Consider the following 13,945-nt stretch of genomic DNA (forward strand, 5'->3'; position numbering starts at 1 on the left):
TGCTCGATGAAGCGGCGCTGGGTGTGGAATCAGCGCGCCTTGAGGTTCTGGGCGACGAAGTCCCAGTTGACCAGGTGCGTGAGGAAGGTCTCGATGTACTTGGGCCGCTGGTTGCGGAAGTCGATGTAGTACGCGTGCTCCCACACGTCGATGGTGAGCAGCGCCTTCTGGCCGTGCTTCATCGGCAGGTCCGCGTTGCCCGTCTTGGTGATGGCGAGCTTGTCCTTGTCCAGCACCAGCCACGCCCAGCCGGAGCCGAACTGCGTCGCGGCGGCCTGGGAGAACTCCTCCTTGAACTTCTCGAAGGAGCCGAAGTCGCGGGTGATGGCGGCGGCGAGGTCACCCGTCGGCAGGCCTCCACCGCTCGGCTTCATGCAGTGCCAGTAGAACGTGTGGTTCCAGACCTGGGCCGCGTTGTTGAACACGCCGCCGTCGCTGGAGAGGATGACCTCCTCCAGGGACTTGCTCGCCTCGGGCTTGCCGTCGAGCAGCTTGTTCAGGTTCGTCACGTACGCCTGGTGGTGCTTGCCGTAGTGGTACTCCAGCGTCTCCTCGCTGATGTGAGGGGCGAGCGCGTCCTTGCGGTACGGAAGTTCAGGCAGCGTGAAGGCCATGAGTCAGGTCCTTTCCAGGGTAAAGGGATGCGGAGAACTATCACCCTCCTACCCGCGAAAGGGGCACGACTCCAATGCATTGGCGGCCCGCCAAAGCACTGGACGCCCGGGATACCGACGGGTCAACACTCCGCGCGGACACCCGGGGCGGCGCTGTTTCAGGTGACCCGGGCACATTACGGAACTGGACACCTTAGACTTCCTCGAAGTCCGCTCCCGTCACCCTGGCGCGCTCCAGGACCAACTTGATGTGCTCCGAGACGATGAGCGCCTCGGACCAACCCCAGGTGCGAAACACCTGGAAGCCTCCGACCTTCATCGGGTCAATCCGCATCCCGATGACGCCGCGGTAGTGGTCAGCCTTGTCCGGTCGCGCGTCCTCTGGTTTCCAGACCTGTATCTCCTTCGAGGCCTTGTCATCGATGCACCGGATGAGCCTCGTGGCCACGAGGACATGGTACTCACCTGAGCCGCCCTTGACGTTCACGGGCAGCAGCTGAACTTCCTGGGGGGCATACTCCGCGAAGAGACTCGACATCCTGAGGTGGACCACGGGAGTCCTGCCGGCGCCCACCACGTTGAAGTCGCGCCGACGCCCCTGCTCTCGAACACGAAGCTTCAGGGTGGCAGGGGCACTGACGGGCCGGCCCGAGGTGAAGTCCGTCGTGTCCTCCAGTTCCTGTCCCTGTCCGTCCATCAGGGCTCCCAGGGACCAATGACCGGCCTGCACGGCTTCGTTGAGCCTGAAGTATCGAGTCGGCATCGTGGACATCCCTACGACCTCATTCGCCTTGAGTCAGAGGCTTCTGGAGCTGCGTCGCCGGAGTCTGGGCTCCTCGGGCGCGACTGTGAAGCGCTCGTGATGACACCGGGGCCCTTCATGCCCTCCAGCGCCTCTATCGTGACATGTGTTTGAGGCCGTCACACGCGCGGCCCCTCACACCGTGGGTGGACGCACCAGCAGCACGGGCCGCTCGGTGCGAGCGAGGACGGCCTGCGTCACCGAGCCGAGCACCGCGCGCTTCAGCCCCGTGCGCCCATGCGTCCCGAGCACGAGCGCGTCCACGCAGAGCCGCTCCGCCGCCTGGGCCAGCGCCGTCACCACGTCCTTGCTCCCGGTGACGACCTCCACCCTCGCGTGACGTCCCGTGGCCTCGGCCTCGCGAGGCACCAGCGCCTCCAGTCGCCGTCGCTCGGTCTCCACCGACTGTCCCGCCTCCGCGACGTGGAGCAGATGCACCGTGCCACCCGGAGCCACCAGGCCGAAGGCGTGCGCCACCGCGCGGTTGCCCGTCTCCGAGAAGTCGGTGGCCACCAGCACGTCGCGGAACGAGGGCAGCGGCGCGTCCACGCCCGTCGGCACCGCGCGCGAGGACACACACGCCACGGAGATTCGCGCCAGCCGAAGCGCGTGATGCGACACGCTCCACATCTTCCCGAGCGCACGCCGGTGATGTGTCCCCACCACCAGCAGGTCCGCGCGCTCCCGCTCGGCCAGCTCCACCAGGTGGTCGGCGATGCGCCCCAGCGAGGGCTCCAGCACGGTGCGCGGCGGCGCGCCTCCCGAGGCCAGCGGCGCCATCAACGCCTCGGTCTCCCTGTCCAGCACCGCGCGCAGCTCCGGCGTCATCTCCGCGAGTTCCAGCGGACGCGACAACCCCAGGCGCCGGTACTCCTCATCCGGCCACACCACGCGCGCGCCCACCACCTCCACCGTGCCCCACGCGCGCAGCCCGCGCACCCACTCCCGCGCGGCCTCGAAGGGAATCGAGCGGTCCACGCCGAGCACCACGCGCAGGGCGCGCCTGCCCTGGACCCACGCCTCCATCACCTCCGCGTCGCGGACCGCCAGCAGCGGCACCTCCAGCGACTGCGCCAGCCGGTCCACCGTCCCGCCGACGCCCAGGAACGGCGCTTCCTGCGTCGGGGGCGCCGTCACCACCAGCGTGGCCGCGCGCTGGCGAGCCACCTCCGCCACCTCCGCCGACGCCTCGCCGGTGCGCAGCTCCTGCTCCACCCGGGCGCCTGACTTCGTCAGTCGGCGGACCTCATCTCCCAGCGCGGCCTCGGCCGCCTGGAGCAGCGCCTTGCCGAAGGCGCGCGCGGAGTTGGGATTGAGCACGTGCACCAGGTACAGCGGCACGTCCGCCTTCCGAGCCAGCTCGGCGGCGAGGTCACTGGCGCGGCGCGCGGCGTCGGAGAAGTTGGTGGCGCAGACGATGGACATGCGTGGTTCCTCCCCGAGTCGGACACGGCTCGGCGGCTCCCTCGGGAGCCCTGTCGGACGGGCGTCATGCCCATCCGCCCTGCTCATGCGCTCCGCCTTCATCCTCAGGCGGGCCGCACCTGCTCGACGCGCACCTCGTGCACCAGGGGCTCGCCATGCTCGAAGGCCCGGACGCTCGAAAGCGTGGTGCGGGCAATGCTCACCAGCGCCTCCCGCGTGAGGAAGGCCTGGTGCGACGTCACGAGGACATTGGGAAAGGTGAGCAGGCGCGCCAGCACGTCGTCCTGGAGCACCTGGCCGGAGAGGTCCTGGAAGAAGATGCCTTCTTCCTCCTCGTACACGTCCAGGCCCGCCGCGCCGATGTGGCCGGACTTGAGCGCGTCGATGAGCGCTCGGCTGTCGATGAGCGCGCCCCGGCCCGTGTTGACGAGCACCACGCCGCGCTTCATCCGCGTCAGCGCCTTCGCGTCGACCATGTGCCGCGTGCCCGGCGTGAGCGGCACGTGGAGCGAGATGACATCGGAGGCCGAGTACAGCTCCTCCAGCGACACGTAGCGCGCGCCCACGTCCCGGGCGAACTCCTCATCGGGCGCGGCGTCGAAGCAGACGATGTCGCAGCCGAAGCCCCGGAAGATGCGCGCGGCCACGCGGCCGATACGGCCCGTGCCCACCACGCCCACCGTCTTGCCCGCGAGGTCGAAGCCCACCAGCCCATCCAGCGAGAAGTTCCAGTCGCGCACGCGCGCGAAGGCCCGGGGGATGTGGCGGTTGAGGGAGAGCACCAGCGTCACGGCATGTTCGGCCACCGCGTGCGGCGAGTACTCCGGCACGCGAGTCACCCGCACGTCCAGCCGCCGCGCGGCCTCCAGGTCGATGTGGTTGTAGCCCGCGGAGCGCGTGGCCACGAGGCGCACGCCGCCCGCTCGCAGCACCTCCAGCGTGGGCGCATCCAGGCGGTCGTTGACGAACGAGCACACCGCATGGAAGCCCTCCGCCAGGCGCGCCGTCTGCAGCGTCAGCCGGGGCTCCAGGAACGTCAGCGAATGGCCGAACTCCGCGTTGGCGTCCTCCAACGCGCTCCGGTCATAGCGATGGGTGTCGAAGACGGCCAGCCGCATGCCTGCTCTCCCGCCGACAGGCCGTGTGCCCGCCGCGTCCGGTCGGTTGCCATTGCAACGCTCACACCACGCGCCCTCGGGTGAGCGAGGCGGAGGGACCGCGCAAAAGCTGCACACGTCCTGGGGTGAGCGCAAAAGCCACGGATGCCCCAGGAGCTGGCGACCAGGCGGGTGCGCCGTTAGAAGCACGTCGCGCGAGCCGCGTCCGGAGCCGACACGGCCTACCTTTTCGAACGAGAGGCTCCGAGGAGGCGTCATGTTCCGATGTGCAGCCTGTGGTGCGTTCAATCGCGTACGAGAGCCCCGTCCTTCCGGGGCACCGGAGTGTGGTCGCTGCCACAAGGCGCTGGACCTGTCGGGCGCGCCGCAGGAGGTGGATGGCGAGGGCCTGGACCGCGCCGTGCTCGGCTCTCCCGTGCCCATCCTCCTGGACCTGTGGGCGCCGTGGTGCGCGCCCTGTCGCGTGGCGGGCCCCATCCTGGATGAGGTGGGCCGCGCGAAGGCGGGACAGTGGCTGGTGCTCAAGCTGAACACGGAGCAGCACCCGCGTCCCGCGAGCGCCCTCGGCGTGCAAGGCATCCCGACCTTCATCGTCTTCTCCGGTGGGCGCGAGGTGGCGCGGCGCAGTGGCGTGTTGCCCAGGCCGGAGATGGAGCGGTGGGTGTCGAGCGCCACGGTGGGCCCGCCGGGCACGGGGGCCACGGCCTGAGTCCCGCGCACAGCGCGCTCGCGGAAGGAGGAGACCAGCCATGGAGCCCGAGGCCGCGCTGCTGACGGACCTCTACCAGCTCACGATGACGGAGGCGTATCTCGCCGAGGGCCAGTGGGACGAGGCGGTCTTCAGCCTCTTCGTGCGTGGGCTTCCGGCGAGGCGCAACTACCTGCTGGCGGCGGGCCTGGAGGACGTGCTCGACACGTTGGAGCACCTGCGCTTCCGCGCGGAGGACCTGGAGTGGTTGGCGTCACAGGGGCGCTTCTCGGACCGGCTGCTCGGGTGGCTGGAGCGCTTCCGTTTCAGTGGCGATGTGGACGCGATGCCTGAAGGCACTCCGGTCTTCGGCCAGGAGCCGTTGCTGGAAGTGCGCGCGCCGCTGCCGGAGGCCCAGTTGGTGGAGACGTACCTGCTCAACCAGGTGCACCTCCAGACGCTCGCGGCCTCCAAGGCGTCGCGCGTGGTGACGGCGGCGGCGGGACGCCCGGTGATGGAGTTCGGGCTGCGGCGCATCCACGGAACGGATGCGGGGATGAAGGTCGCTCGCGCGACGTACCTGGCGGGTGTGGACTCCACGTCCAACGTGCTCGCGGGGAAGCGGTATGGGATTCCGCTGTCGGGCACGATGGCGCACAGCTACGTGCAGTCGCATGAGGACGAGCTGGAGGCCTTCCGGGCCTTCACCCGCGTCTATCCCGACGCGACCCTGTTGGTGGACACCTACGACACGCTGCGCGGCGTGCAGCACGCGATTCGACTGGCGAGGGAGCTGGGCGAGGACTTCCGCGTGCGGGCGTTGCGCCTGGACTCGGGCGACCTGCTGGCGTTGTCGCTGGCGGCGCGCGAGCTGTTGGACGAAGCGGGTCTGGAGCGCGTGCGGCTGATTGGAAGTGGCGGGCTGGATGAGGACGCGGTGGCGGGGCTGCTCGCGCGGGGTGCGCCGCTGGATGGGTTCGGAGTGGGCACGGCGATGGGGGTGTCCGCGGACGCGCCCTCGCTGGACATGGCTTACAAGCTGGTGGAGTACGCGGGAAAGGGCCGCGTGAAGCTGTCCGCGGGCAAGGTGCTGCTGCCTGGGGCGAAGCAGGTGTATCGCCAGGAGGAGGACGGCGTGGCGAGAAGGGACCTGCTCGTGCGGCGCGGAGACGTCGCGCGTGGACATCCCCTGCTGCGTCCGGTGATGCGAGCGGGGCAGCGCCTGCCCGGAGCCACACCGTCGCTGGAAGAGGTCCGCCAGCACGCGCGGCGGGAGCTGGCCCGACTCCCCGCCGAGGTACGCGCCCTGGAGCCCGCGAGACCGCCCTACTCCGTCGTCATCGGCGACGGGCTCGCGAGGGCACGGGCTCACGAAGTCGAGGTCTGGGCGGCCGAGCCCTGAGCGGCGCTCTTGCGCGACAGGAGGCCGTCTACCGCGAACGCACCATTGCCCAGCAGGGCCTGGGCGATGAGCGACAGGATGAGGAACGCGACGTACTCCCAGCCTCCGCCCTCGTTGGTGAACATCCAGCCCAGGGAGACGTGAGACTTGAGCGCGCCGAGCATCACCGGGAGCAGCGCGAGCGCCACCCATCGGACGCGAAGCCCCGCGAGCAACGCGAGGCCGCCGAGCAGCTCCGCCGCGAACACGGGCCCGGCCGTCCAGCCGGGGAAGCCATGGGCCTCGAAGAAGCGGGCGGTGCCGTCGAGCGTGAAGATGAACGCCTTGGCTCCCGCGTGCGCGAGGAAGACGGCGCCCAGTGCTACACGGAGCACGGTGGCGGCCAGTTCGGAAGAGGAAGGAAGCGAATCGCTGCAACGCATGAAGGCGGCTCCTGGAGTGGTGGAGGTACGCCGCATGAAATGCGCGCCTCGCGGGCGCGGCGGAAGGTCAGCCTCGCGAACGAATTGTTCTGGTGGCAGGACAATCTGCGCGGGGGGAGTTCAGCTTCAACGAGCGGAGCGGAACCAGGAGGCGGCGCGTCGAGGTCCAAGCGCGGGTCGCGCTCACTCCCTGCGGGCGGAGCGGAGCTCGGAGGACAGCGCGTCGAGGTTCGCGCGCGGTTCGACTTCAGTCCCAGCGGGAGGAGCAGAACTCGGAAGTCAGCGCGTCGACATCCGCGCGAGAGGTCGACTTTAGTCCCAGCGGGAGGAGCAGAACTCGGAAGTCAGCGCGTCGACATCCGCGCGAGAGGTCGACTTTAGTCCCAGCGGGAGGAGCAGAACTCGGAAGTCAGCGCGTCGATATCCGCGCGGGGTCGACTTCAGTCCAGCGGGCAGCACGGAACTCGGAGGCCAGCGCGTCGAGGTCCACGCGCGGGTCGCGCTCACTCCCTGCGGGCGAAGCGGAACTCGGAGGCCAGCGCGTCGAGGTTCGCGCGCGGGTTCGACTTCAGTCCCAATGAGAGGAGCGGAACTCGGAGGCCAGCGCGTCGAGGTTCGCGCGCGGTTCGACTTCAGTCCCAGCGGAGGAGCGAAACTCTGAGGCCAGCGCGTCAAGGTCCACGCGCGGGTCGAGTTCACTCCCACCGAGCGGAGCGGAACTCGGAGGCCAGCACGTCGAGCAGGGCCCTGACGAGCGGTGGCGGGGAGCGGCCCGCCGCATGGACCGCGTGGATGCCGACGGGCCTGGGAGCGAAGCGGTCCAGGACGGTGACGAGCCGGCCGGAGCGCAGGTCCTCGTCCACCATGAAGCGAGGTAGCACGGCGAGACCGATACCGTGAGCCACGGCCTCGCGCAGCAGCGTCCCGTTGGCGGCGGACAGCGGGCCCGACACGGGGACAGGCACGGGGATGCGTCCTTTGGGGCCGTAGAAGCGCCACTCGTCCTCGGCGCGCAGGTGCAGGTAGCGCAGACAGTCGTGGCGCAGCAGGTCCTCGGGATGCTCGGGGGTGCCCCGGCGCTTCAGGTAGGCAGGTGAAGCGCAGACGCACAGCGCGGTGGTGGCGAGCTTCCGCGCCACGAGACTGGAGTCGCGCAAGCGAGTGATTCGCAGGGCGACATCCACCCGGTCCTCGACGAGGTCGACGAGCCTGTCGCTCAGCATGACCTCCACCGACGTGCCCGGATGCGTGGCGAGGAAACGGGCCAACGGGCCAGCGAGGTACATCTGCGCGAAGCTGATGGGCGCGTTGATGCGCAGCGTGCCTCGGCCCGCGTCCGAAGCACCACGCGTGGCGGCGCTCGCCTCCTGGAGCAGTTTCGAGCAATGGGCGTACACACCCAGGCCCGCGTCGGTGACGGAGAGCTTGCGGGTGGTGCGGATGAGCAACCGCTGCCCCACCCGGGACTCCAGCCGTGAGACGCGCGCGCTCACCACGGACTTCGACACACCGAGCACGGCCGCCGCCCGGGTGAACGAGCGGTGCTCCACCACGCGCGCGAAGCACGCGAGGCCCAGCAGGTCATCAAACAGAGGCTCCGTCACCCGCCGCAGGCTGCCATGGGGGCCCGTGTAGGACCAGCGGGGAGAGAAGGAGCACGCAGTCCCAGGACTGGGACCAGAGACTGTATTTCCAGTGCAATCCAGTGGCTGTTAAGTCGCGTCGTCACGCGATGTTGACGAGGAAGGTCGGGCGGAGCGTCGGCCCCTCTCGTCACAATGCGGACCTCACCCCATCACCACGAGGAACGGATGACACGAGTAACCACAGCGAAGACGTGGCTCAGCCTGGGACTGTGTGGAGCACTGGCGACGGTGGCCGGAGCCTCCACGGCGGTCGCGGAAGCGCCGCGCGCCGAGACGCGCACGGCGTTGCTTTCACCCTGGTCTCAAGCGGCGTCGATGAGTCAGATTCGCGCGTTTCACACGGCGACGCGACTGCCGTCGGGCAAGGTGCTCGTCACGGGCGGCAATGGCTGGGGCACGGTGACGGCGTCGACCGAGACGTATGACACGGCCACCAACACGTGGAGCGCGGCGGCTGCGATGAGCCAGACGCGAGCACACCACACGGCGACGCTGCTGGCATCGGGCCAGGTGCTCGTCGTCGGTGGACTGGGCGCGGGAACGTTGGCGAGCGCGGAGCTCTACAACCCCACCACGAACACGTGGAGCGCCACGGGCAGCCTGGGCACGGCGCGCAGGGCCCATCAGGCGGTGCTGCTGGCGTCGGGCAAGGTGCTGGTGTTCGGCGGCTTCGGGCCGGCGGCGCTGAAGAGCGCGGAGCTGTACGACCCGGCGACGGGGACGTGGACGGCGACGGGCTCCACGTCTGTCGTCGCGGGGAAGGTCAGCGCCACGCTGATGCCTTCGGGCGACGTGCTGGTCATCAATGACGACGGCGTCACTGGCGCGGCGGAGGTGTACGACGTGAGCACGGGTGCGTGGAGCCGCGTGTCGGACCCGCCGGCGTTCTATGGGCACGCGGCGCTCCTGTTGAATCAGGGCGCGGTGCTGGTCACGGGACAGGAGACGGGGCAGTACGCGAGCGGCGCGTGGCTGTTCTGGCCGGAGGACAACGAGTGGGAGTACGTCTCGTACGCCACCGAGGAGCGGCGGCGGAACCACTCGATGACGCTGCTGCCGTCGGGCAAGGTGCTCGTCGCGCGCGGTACGCGCAACCAGATGGGCGGCACCACGGAGATGTTCAACCCGGCCACGTGGCAGCTGTCCGTCGTGGGCAATGACACGCCCACGCAGGGACATACGGCCACGCTGCTGACCAACGGCAAGGTGCTCGTCGTGGGAGGCTCCAGCCAGGAGGAGCCGGAGCTGTACTCGTCCGGCGAGCTGTTCACCGAGTAGCGCACGGTCCATGCCTTCAGGCCCGCCTGTCTCCCAAGCCGAGACAGGCGGAGCCTGGGACTGTTCACCGAATCGCGCGCGACTCATGCTTCCCGGCCCGCCTGTCTCCCAAGCCGAGACAGGCGGAGCCTGGGACTGTTCACCGAATCGCGCGCGACTCACGCTTCCCGGCCCGCCCACCTCCCAAGTCGAGACAGGCGGAGCCTGGGACTGTTCACCGAATCGCGCGCGACTCATGCTTCCCGGCTCGTCTGCCTCCCGAGTCGAGGCAGGCGGAGCCTGGGGCTGTTCACCGAATCGCGCGCGACTCATGCTTCCCAACCCGTCCCCCTCCCGAGTCGAGGCAGGCGGCGCCAGGGGGGCTGTGCTACGCAGGGCGGGCGATGGCGACCAACGTCCCCACTCTTCTCATCGAGGGCTACTCCGCCGACGAGCTGCTGCGGATGCCTGCGGAGGAGCTCGAGGCCTTCGCGTTCACCGGCGAAGCGTTGATCCTCCGGGTGGGCAGCGGCGAGTTGCTGGGCCGCTTCCGGCGCCTTCCGGACCGACTCGAGGTGGAGCTCGCCCAGGTCGACCGTGGTGGCGAGGGGATTCTGCTCGCCCTGTGGCGACTGGCGCGTCAGCTGGCGAGCGCGCGCGGGTTGACCCAGGTCGAGTGGATTGTCCACGCGGTGCATTGCGCCAGGCCCAACCTCAAGCTGCGCCGCGTGCTCGAACGTCGTGGCTTCGTGGTGCGTGAGCTGCCTGGACGCGGCTCGGCCTACCACTTCATCGACACGGTGTAGGCCCCGGCATCCACTGTGTTCGCCGGGCCCACCGGTCCGCGTCACGGGCCGACCGTCCTGTCTCGCGGACAAGGCGTGTAACGGGCGACGTGTGTGTCCCTGGCTCGCGGCGTGGGTGACAGAGGGGAAGACACGTCGACCGTGTCCCCTCGTGATTGGCCAGCGAATTGAAACCGGAGCCTCCGGGGCTCGCGTCGACCGTGAGCCCGCATTCGCTCACGAGTGGACAGAAGCACCCTTCCGGACACGTGGACCACGCGACCTCAAGTCCTGACTACTTCACAAGTCACCCTCACTTCAAACAACCTATAAGGGCACAACCGTGTCCTGGCGACCCGTGTGGACGCATCCAGGTCCGCACTCGATGTCAGAGCGCAACGCCAGGATTTGGGTGCTTGGCTGGGGGGAGGCATCAATGATGTTGGTGGATGTCTGGGAAGAGCACCTCGATGAGGCCTCTTTCCGGTGGGAGCAATGGGAGCAGGCCCTCGTGGCTCCTGATGCGACGCTATTGGCGACAGCGGAGCGGGAGGAACGCCTGCTGGGTCATCTGGAGGGACTGGCGGAGCAGGAAGCACTCGAGGCCGTGGTGCGGCCGGCGTTCGACTCGGAGGAAGCGGCTCGCGTCTCCGTCGCCACCCATGTGCTGCTGAGTCAGGGCGCCGTGGACGAAGTGTTGTCGCGACTGCGTGGGTCGGAGGTCGAGCTCCGTGCCGCCATGTGCCGCGCCCTGGAAGTCAGCGAGGTCGCGGGGGTGAGCACGGCGCTCGAGTCACTGTTGAAGCTGGGCGATGTGGACCTTCAGGCTCGCGTGTTGGAGGCGCTGGCCGGCAGACAAGGCACGTCGCCCGACGTGCTCGCGCGGTACTTCCCGCATGACGAACCGAGGGCGCGAATCGCCGCACTCCAGGGAGCAAGGCCACTGCCCGAGGAGCTTGCGCGGCGGATGTTGCCCGCACTGCTCGCCTCCGCGCATCCCGACATCCGGCTGGCGGCCGTGGAGGCAGGGCTGACCGCGGGGCTGCGTCTGGCGTGGGAGGCGTGTGGAAGAGAGGCACGGGCGCTCACACCGGAAGCCATGGTGCTGCTCGCGATAGGGGGCGGTGAAGAGGACACGGACTTTCTGGTGGGACTGGCGAAGGACGACGAGCTACGTCCCGAAGTCGTGTGGGCGCTGGGGTTCAGCGGGCGGCTCGCGGCGATGGACTTCTGTGCGGAGTTGCTCAACGTGCGCGGAGTGGCCCGGCTCGCGGGAGAGGCGTTCTCGGCCATGACGGGACTCCAGTTGGAGGGGCCGTACGCACTGCTCGAGGAAGAGGAATCCGACGAGTCCGAGGACCCCGAAGCGGATCTCACGGTGCGCCCCGAGGATGATTTGCCGTGGCCGAACGTGTCGGCGGTCCGGGGTTGGTGGGCGGAGTCACGCAGTCGCTTCGTGGAGGGACAGCGCTATCTGCTGGGGCAGCCCTTCAGCGGGGTGGTGCTGATGGAGGCCCTGGAGTCGAGCTCGATGCGACGTCGGCACGTGCTGGCACGCGAGCTGGCCATCCGCACGCGCGGGCAGCACGTCATTCCCACCCGAGCCTTCACCCATCGCCAGCGCGAAGCCCTCGCGCGGGCCCGAGGGGCGAGACTGGTGCTGGGAAGCGGGCCCCTCGTTTCCACGCTTCGCTGAGCGCGCCGAGGACTCACACCATGCCCGCGCTCGAGAACCTCACTCCGTTCGCAGCCACTGATTTCCTGACGCAGACAAAGGAAGGAGAGGACGGCCTCATCCTCATCGTGGCTGGCAGCTTCACCCTCCCCGCGCCTGGACGAGCCTCGGTGGCTCCGTTGGCGTTGAGCGATATCCAATCCGCGCCACCGAGGATGGACGCGTACTGGGGACCACCGGAGACATCGAGCCTCCGTCATGAAGCACCGTCGTCCTATGCGCGGCGTGCGACGGACGTGTTGTTGGACGGGCGAGCGTGGGCACCACGCGGCCGCAAGGTGACGGGGACTCAAGTGCGAGTACGCGTGGGGCCCGTGGAGAAGCGGGCACAGGTCTGGGGCACGCGCGTCTGGTATCGGGGGTTGGTCGGGCTGAGCGCCTCGGCCCCGCTGCCGTTCGAATCCCTGCCGCTGCGGTACGAGTACAGCTTCGGAGGCACACGAGCGTCTGGGTACGAGCCGCGCAACCCGGTGGGACGCGGGTTCTACACGAGCGCGAAAGAGGCGCTGGAGCAGCCGTTGCCATCCATCGAGACGCCGGAGGCACCGGTGCGCGGGTGGTCGGACAGACCGCCTCCATGTGGCTTTGGACCGGTGGCTCGGCACTGGCAGCCACGAGTGGGTTGGGCAGGGACCTACGACTCTTCATGGGTGGAGAAGCGAGCGCCCCTGTGGCCCGCGGACTTCGACGAGCGCTTCTTCCAGGTGGCGCCCGAGACGATGCGCGCCTCATCTCACTTGCGAGGAGGTGAACCCGTGGTGCTGGAAGGAGTGTCGCCGGACGGACCGCTGGCGTTCCATCTGCCCGAGTACAGGTTGCTGGCGAGCTGCACGTTCGCGGGGCAACGGGAGAAGCGCCGCATGACATTGGACGAGGTGCGGTTGGAACCCGAGGAGCGCCGGGTGGTGCTCACCTGGCGGGCGACGTTTCCGGCGCATCGGAGGTTGGCGACACATGAGGTGAGCACGGTGCGCCTGCTGGAGTCGTGGGAGGACGTGTCATGAGCGGAGCGAGGGTGGTGGGGCTGGGGTTGTGTACGCCCATCGGGACGACGACACACCTGACGCTCGCGTCACTGCGAGCGGGCCTCGTGCGCTTCGCGGAGACGCAAGTCGAGGACGACCTGGGTGAACCGGTGAGGGCGTCTCGGCTGAGTCTCCTGGACGCGGCGATGACACGGACAGAGCGCATGTCCGCGTTGGCGCGACAGGCCCTGGTCGGGGTGCGGCCCGTGCTGGAGCGATTGCCACCGAGAGGACGTGTGCCTGTGTATCTCGGGCTCCCGGAGCCTGGGTTGGGGGCGGAGGTGGAGCGGGAGTCACTGGTGTCCGCGTTGCTGGCGGAAGCCGAAGGGCGACTGGAGTTGGTGAAAGTTCACGACGGAGGAAGAGCGGCCTTCTTCGAGGCGCTGGCCACGGCCACGAGAGACCTGCAGTCCGGTCGAGCCGGGGCAGTCGCCCTGGTGGGGGCGGTGGACTCGTTGGGGGATGCGGTATCACTGGAGGGGCTCTCGAAGGCACGGCTCCATCTGGGGCGGCAGAACCCGGACGGACGGATTCCTGGCGAGGCCGCGGGCTTTGTCGTGCTCACTCGGACAGGGGCGGCGAAGTCACTCGGGTTGGAGGAGGTGGGTGTCGTGCTGGGAACCGCGTTGGCGGTCGAGCCTCGACCCTTTGCGCGGACGGCGCCCAGTCTGGCGGAAGGGCTGACGGAGGTGCTCCAGAGCGTGCGGGGCGACGGGGTGATGGGCGGGCGGCGTGTGGATGGAGTGTTGGCCTGTCAGCCGGGGGAGTCCTTCTGGGGGACGGAGTTCTCGCGGGCGTACCTGCGAAACGCGGGGCTGATGCCGGAGCCGTTGCGGGTCCACCTCGCGGGAGAGGGGCTGGGGGACGCGGGGGCTGGGGCGGGGCCTGTGATGCTGGGCGTGGCCTTGCACCGAGCGAGGTGGAGGGAGCCAGCGGCGCGGAGGACGCTCATCTATGGGAGTGCGGATGGGGGGCGTGTGGGGGCGTGCGTGGTGGAGATGATTCCGAAGTCGTGAAGAGGAGGAA

Annotated in this window: 13 protein-coding genes; 7 read left to right on the forward strand and 6 right to left on the reverse strand. The window is 69.1% G+C overall.

What is annotated here, in order from left to right; translation table 11 throughout:
- Nucleotides 1-29: 29 nt before the first annotated feature.
- The 4 genes from HUA78_RS22490 to HUA78_RS22505 all read right to left on the reverse strand — a co-directional run bounded on the left by HUA78_RS22490 (nucleotide 30) and on the right by HUA78_RS22505 (nucleotide 3,959).
- Complete coding sequence (locus HUA78_RS22490) at nucleotides 30-614, reverse strand: superoxide dismutase (protein WP_174453740.1); 585 nt, start codon at nucleotides 612-614, stop codon at nucleotides 30-32.
- A gap of 193 nt (nucleotides 615-807) precedes the next feature.
- Nucleotides 808-1,377: an imm11 family protein gene (locus tag HUA78_RS22495; RefSeq protein WP_174453739.1), complete on the reverse strand. Its 570-nt coding sequence runs from the start codon at nucleotides 1,375-1,377 to the stop codon at nucleotides 808-810.
- Nucleotides 1,378-1,551: 174 nt separating this feature from the next.
- Nucleotides 1,552-2,841, reverse strand: a complete 1,290-nt coding sequence (locus HUA78_RS22500; protein ID WP_174453738.1) for a universal stress protein — start codon at nucleotides 2,839-2,841, stop codon at nucleotides 1,552-1,554.
- A gap of 104 nt (nucleotides 2,842-2,945) precedes the next feature.
- Entirely contained in the window at nucleotides 2,946-3,959 is a 1,014-nt protein-coding gene (locus HUA78_RS22505) for a 2-hydroxyacid dehydrogenase (protein WP_141642586.1), read from the reverse strand.
- Between the two features lie 256 nt (nucleotides 3,960-4,215).
- Here HUA78_RS22505 and HUA78_RS22510 point away from each other — a divergent pair, with 256 nt between their 5' ends.
- Together HUA78_RS22510 and HUA78_RS22515 are read left to right on the forward strand one after the other, a co-directional pair.
- Nucleotides 4,216-4,668 (forward strand): co-chaperone YbbN, encoded by a 453-nt coding sequence (locus HUA78_RS22510; RefSeq protein ID WP_174477117.1) that lies wholly within the window; start codon nucleotides 4,216-4,218, stop codon nucleotides 4,666-4,668.
- Between the two features lie 40 nt (nucleotides 4,669-4,708).
- Nucleotides 4,709-6,049, forward strand: coding sequence for a nicotinate phosphoribosyltransferase (locus HUA78_RS22515; RefSeq protein WP_141642584.1), 1,341 nt, complete (start codon nucleotides 4,709-4,711; stop codon nucleotides 6,047-6,049).
- On the opposite strand, the gene HUA78_RS22520 is transcribed toward HUA78_RS22515, so the two are convergent.
- Entirely contained in the window at nucleotides 6,016-6,471 is a 456-nt protein-coding gene (locus HUA78_RS22520) for a DoxX family protein (RefSeq protein ID WP_174453734.1), read from the reverse strand. The genes HUA78_RS22515 and HUA78_RS22520 overlap by 34 nt on opposite strands.
- A 695-nt stretch (nucleotides 6,472-7,166) precedes the next feature.
- Nucleotides 7,167-8,075, reverse strand: a complete 909-nt coding sequence (locus HUA78_RS22525) for a LysR family transcriptional regulator (RefSeq protein WP_174477118.1) — start codon at nucleotides 8,073-8,075, stop codon at nucleotides 7,167-7,169.
- Between the two features lie 207 nt (nucleotides 8,076-8,282).
- On the opposite strand from HUA78_RS22525, the gene HUA78_RS22530 reads away from it, so the two are divergent.
- The 5 genes from HUA78_RS22530 to HUA78_RS22550 all read left to right on the forward strand — a co-directional run bounded on the left by HUA78_RS22530 (nucleotide 8,283) and on the right by HUA78_RS22550 (nucleotide 13,935).
- Nucleotides 8,283-9,395 carry a kelch repeat-containing protein gene (locus tag HUA78_RS22530; RefSeq protein WP_174477119.1) on the forward strand — a complete coding sequence of 371 codons (1,113 nt, stop codon included), beginning with the start codon at nucleotides 8,283-8,285 and terminating at the stop codon, nucleotides 9,393-9,395.
- A 383-nt stretch (nucleotides 9,396-9,778) separates the two neighbouring features.
- Nucleotides 9,779-10,180, forward strand: coding sequence for a hypothetical protein (locus tag HUA78_RS22535; protein WP_141649378.1), 402 nt, complete (start codon nucleotides 9,779-9,781; stop codon nucleotides 10,178-10,180).
- 415 nt (nucleotides 10,181-10,595) lie between these two features.
- A complete protein-coding gene (locus HUA78_RS22540; protein WP_174453731.1) occupies nucleotides 10,596-11,855 on the forward strand; it encodes a TIGR02270 family protein in 1,260 nt (419 codons plus the stop codon).
- 20 nt (nucleotides 11,856-11,875) lie between these two features.
- Nucleotides 11,876-12,898: a DUF2169 domain-containing protein gene (locus HUA78_RS22545; RefSeq protein ID WP_174477120.1), complete on the forward strand. Its 1,023-nt coding sequence runs from the start codon at nucleotides 11,876-11,878 to the stop codon at nucleotides 12,896-12,898.
- Nucleotides 12,895-13,935, forward strand: coding sequence for a 3-oxoacyl-ACP synthase (locus tag HUA78_RS22550; protein ID WP_174477121.1), 1,041 nt, complete (start codon nucleotides 12,895-12,897; stop codon nucleotides 13,933-13,935). Before HUA78_RS22545 ends, HUA78_RS22550 begins: the two co-directional genes overlap by 4 nt.
- Nucleotides 13,936-13,945: the final 10 nt, after the last annotated feature.

Origin of the sequence: Myxococcus sp. CA033 (assembly GCF_013336625.1) — a bacterium.
GTDB classification, from domain to species: domain Bacteria; phylum Myxococcota; class Myxococcia; order Myxococcales; family Myxococcaceae; genus Myxococcus; species Myxococcus llanfairpwllgwyngyllgogerychwyrndrobwllllantysiliogogogochensis.

Coding starts and splice junctions, on each gene's coding strand:
- HUA78_RS22490 (WP_174453740.1), bottom strand. CDS start 614: ATGGCCTTCACGCTGCCTGAACTTCCGTACCGCAAGGACGCGCTCGCC.
- HUA78_RS22495 (WP_174453739.1), bottom strand. CDS start 1,377: ATGCCGACTCGATACTTCAGGCTCAACGAAGCCGTGCAGGCCGGTCAT.
- HUA78_RS22500 (WP_174453738.1), bottom strand. CDS start 2,841: ATGTCCATCGTCTGCGCCACCAACTTCTCCGACGCCGCGCGCCGCGCC.
- HUA78_RS22505 (WP_141642586.1), bottom strand. CDS start 3,959: ATGCGGCTGGCCGTCTTCGACACCCATCGCTATGACCGGAGCGCGTTG.
- HUA78_RS22510 (WP_174477117.1), top strand. CDS start 4,216: ATGTTCCGATGTGCAGCCTGTGGTGCGTTCAATCGCGTACGAGAGCCC.
- HUA78_RS22515 (WP_141642584.1), top strand. CDS start 4,709: ATGGAGCCCGAGGCCGCGCTGCTGACGGACCTCTACCAGCTCACGATG.
- HUA78_RS22520 (WP_174453734.1), bottom strand. CDS start 6,471: ATGCGTTGCAGCGATTCGCTTCCTTCCTCTTCCGAACTGGCCGCCACC.
- HUA78_RS22530 (WP_174477119.1), top strand. CDS start 8,283: ATGACACGAGTAACCACAGCGAAGACGTGGCTCAGCCTGGGACTGTGT.
- HUA78_RS22535 (WP_141649378.1), top strand. CDS start 9,779: ATGGCGACCAACGTCCCCACTCTTCTCATCGAGGGCTACTCCGCCGAC.
- HUA78_RS22540 (WP_174453731.1), top strand. CDS start 10,596: ATGATGTTGGTGGATGTCTGGGAAGAGCACCTCGATGAGGCCTCTTTC.
- HUA78_RS22545 (WP_174477120.1), top strand. CDS start 11,876: ATGCCCGCGCTCGAGAACCTCACTCCGTTCGCAGCCACTGATTTCCTG.
- HUA78_RS22550 (WP_174477121.1), top strand. CDS start 12,895: ATGAGCGGAGCGAGGGTGGTGGGGCTGGGGTTGTGTACGCCCATCGGG.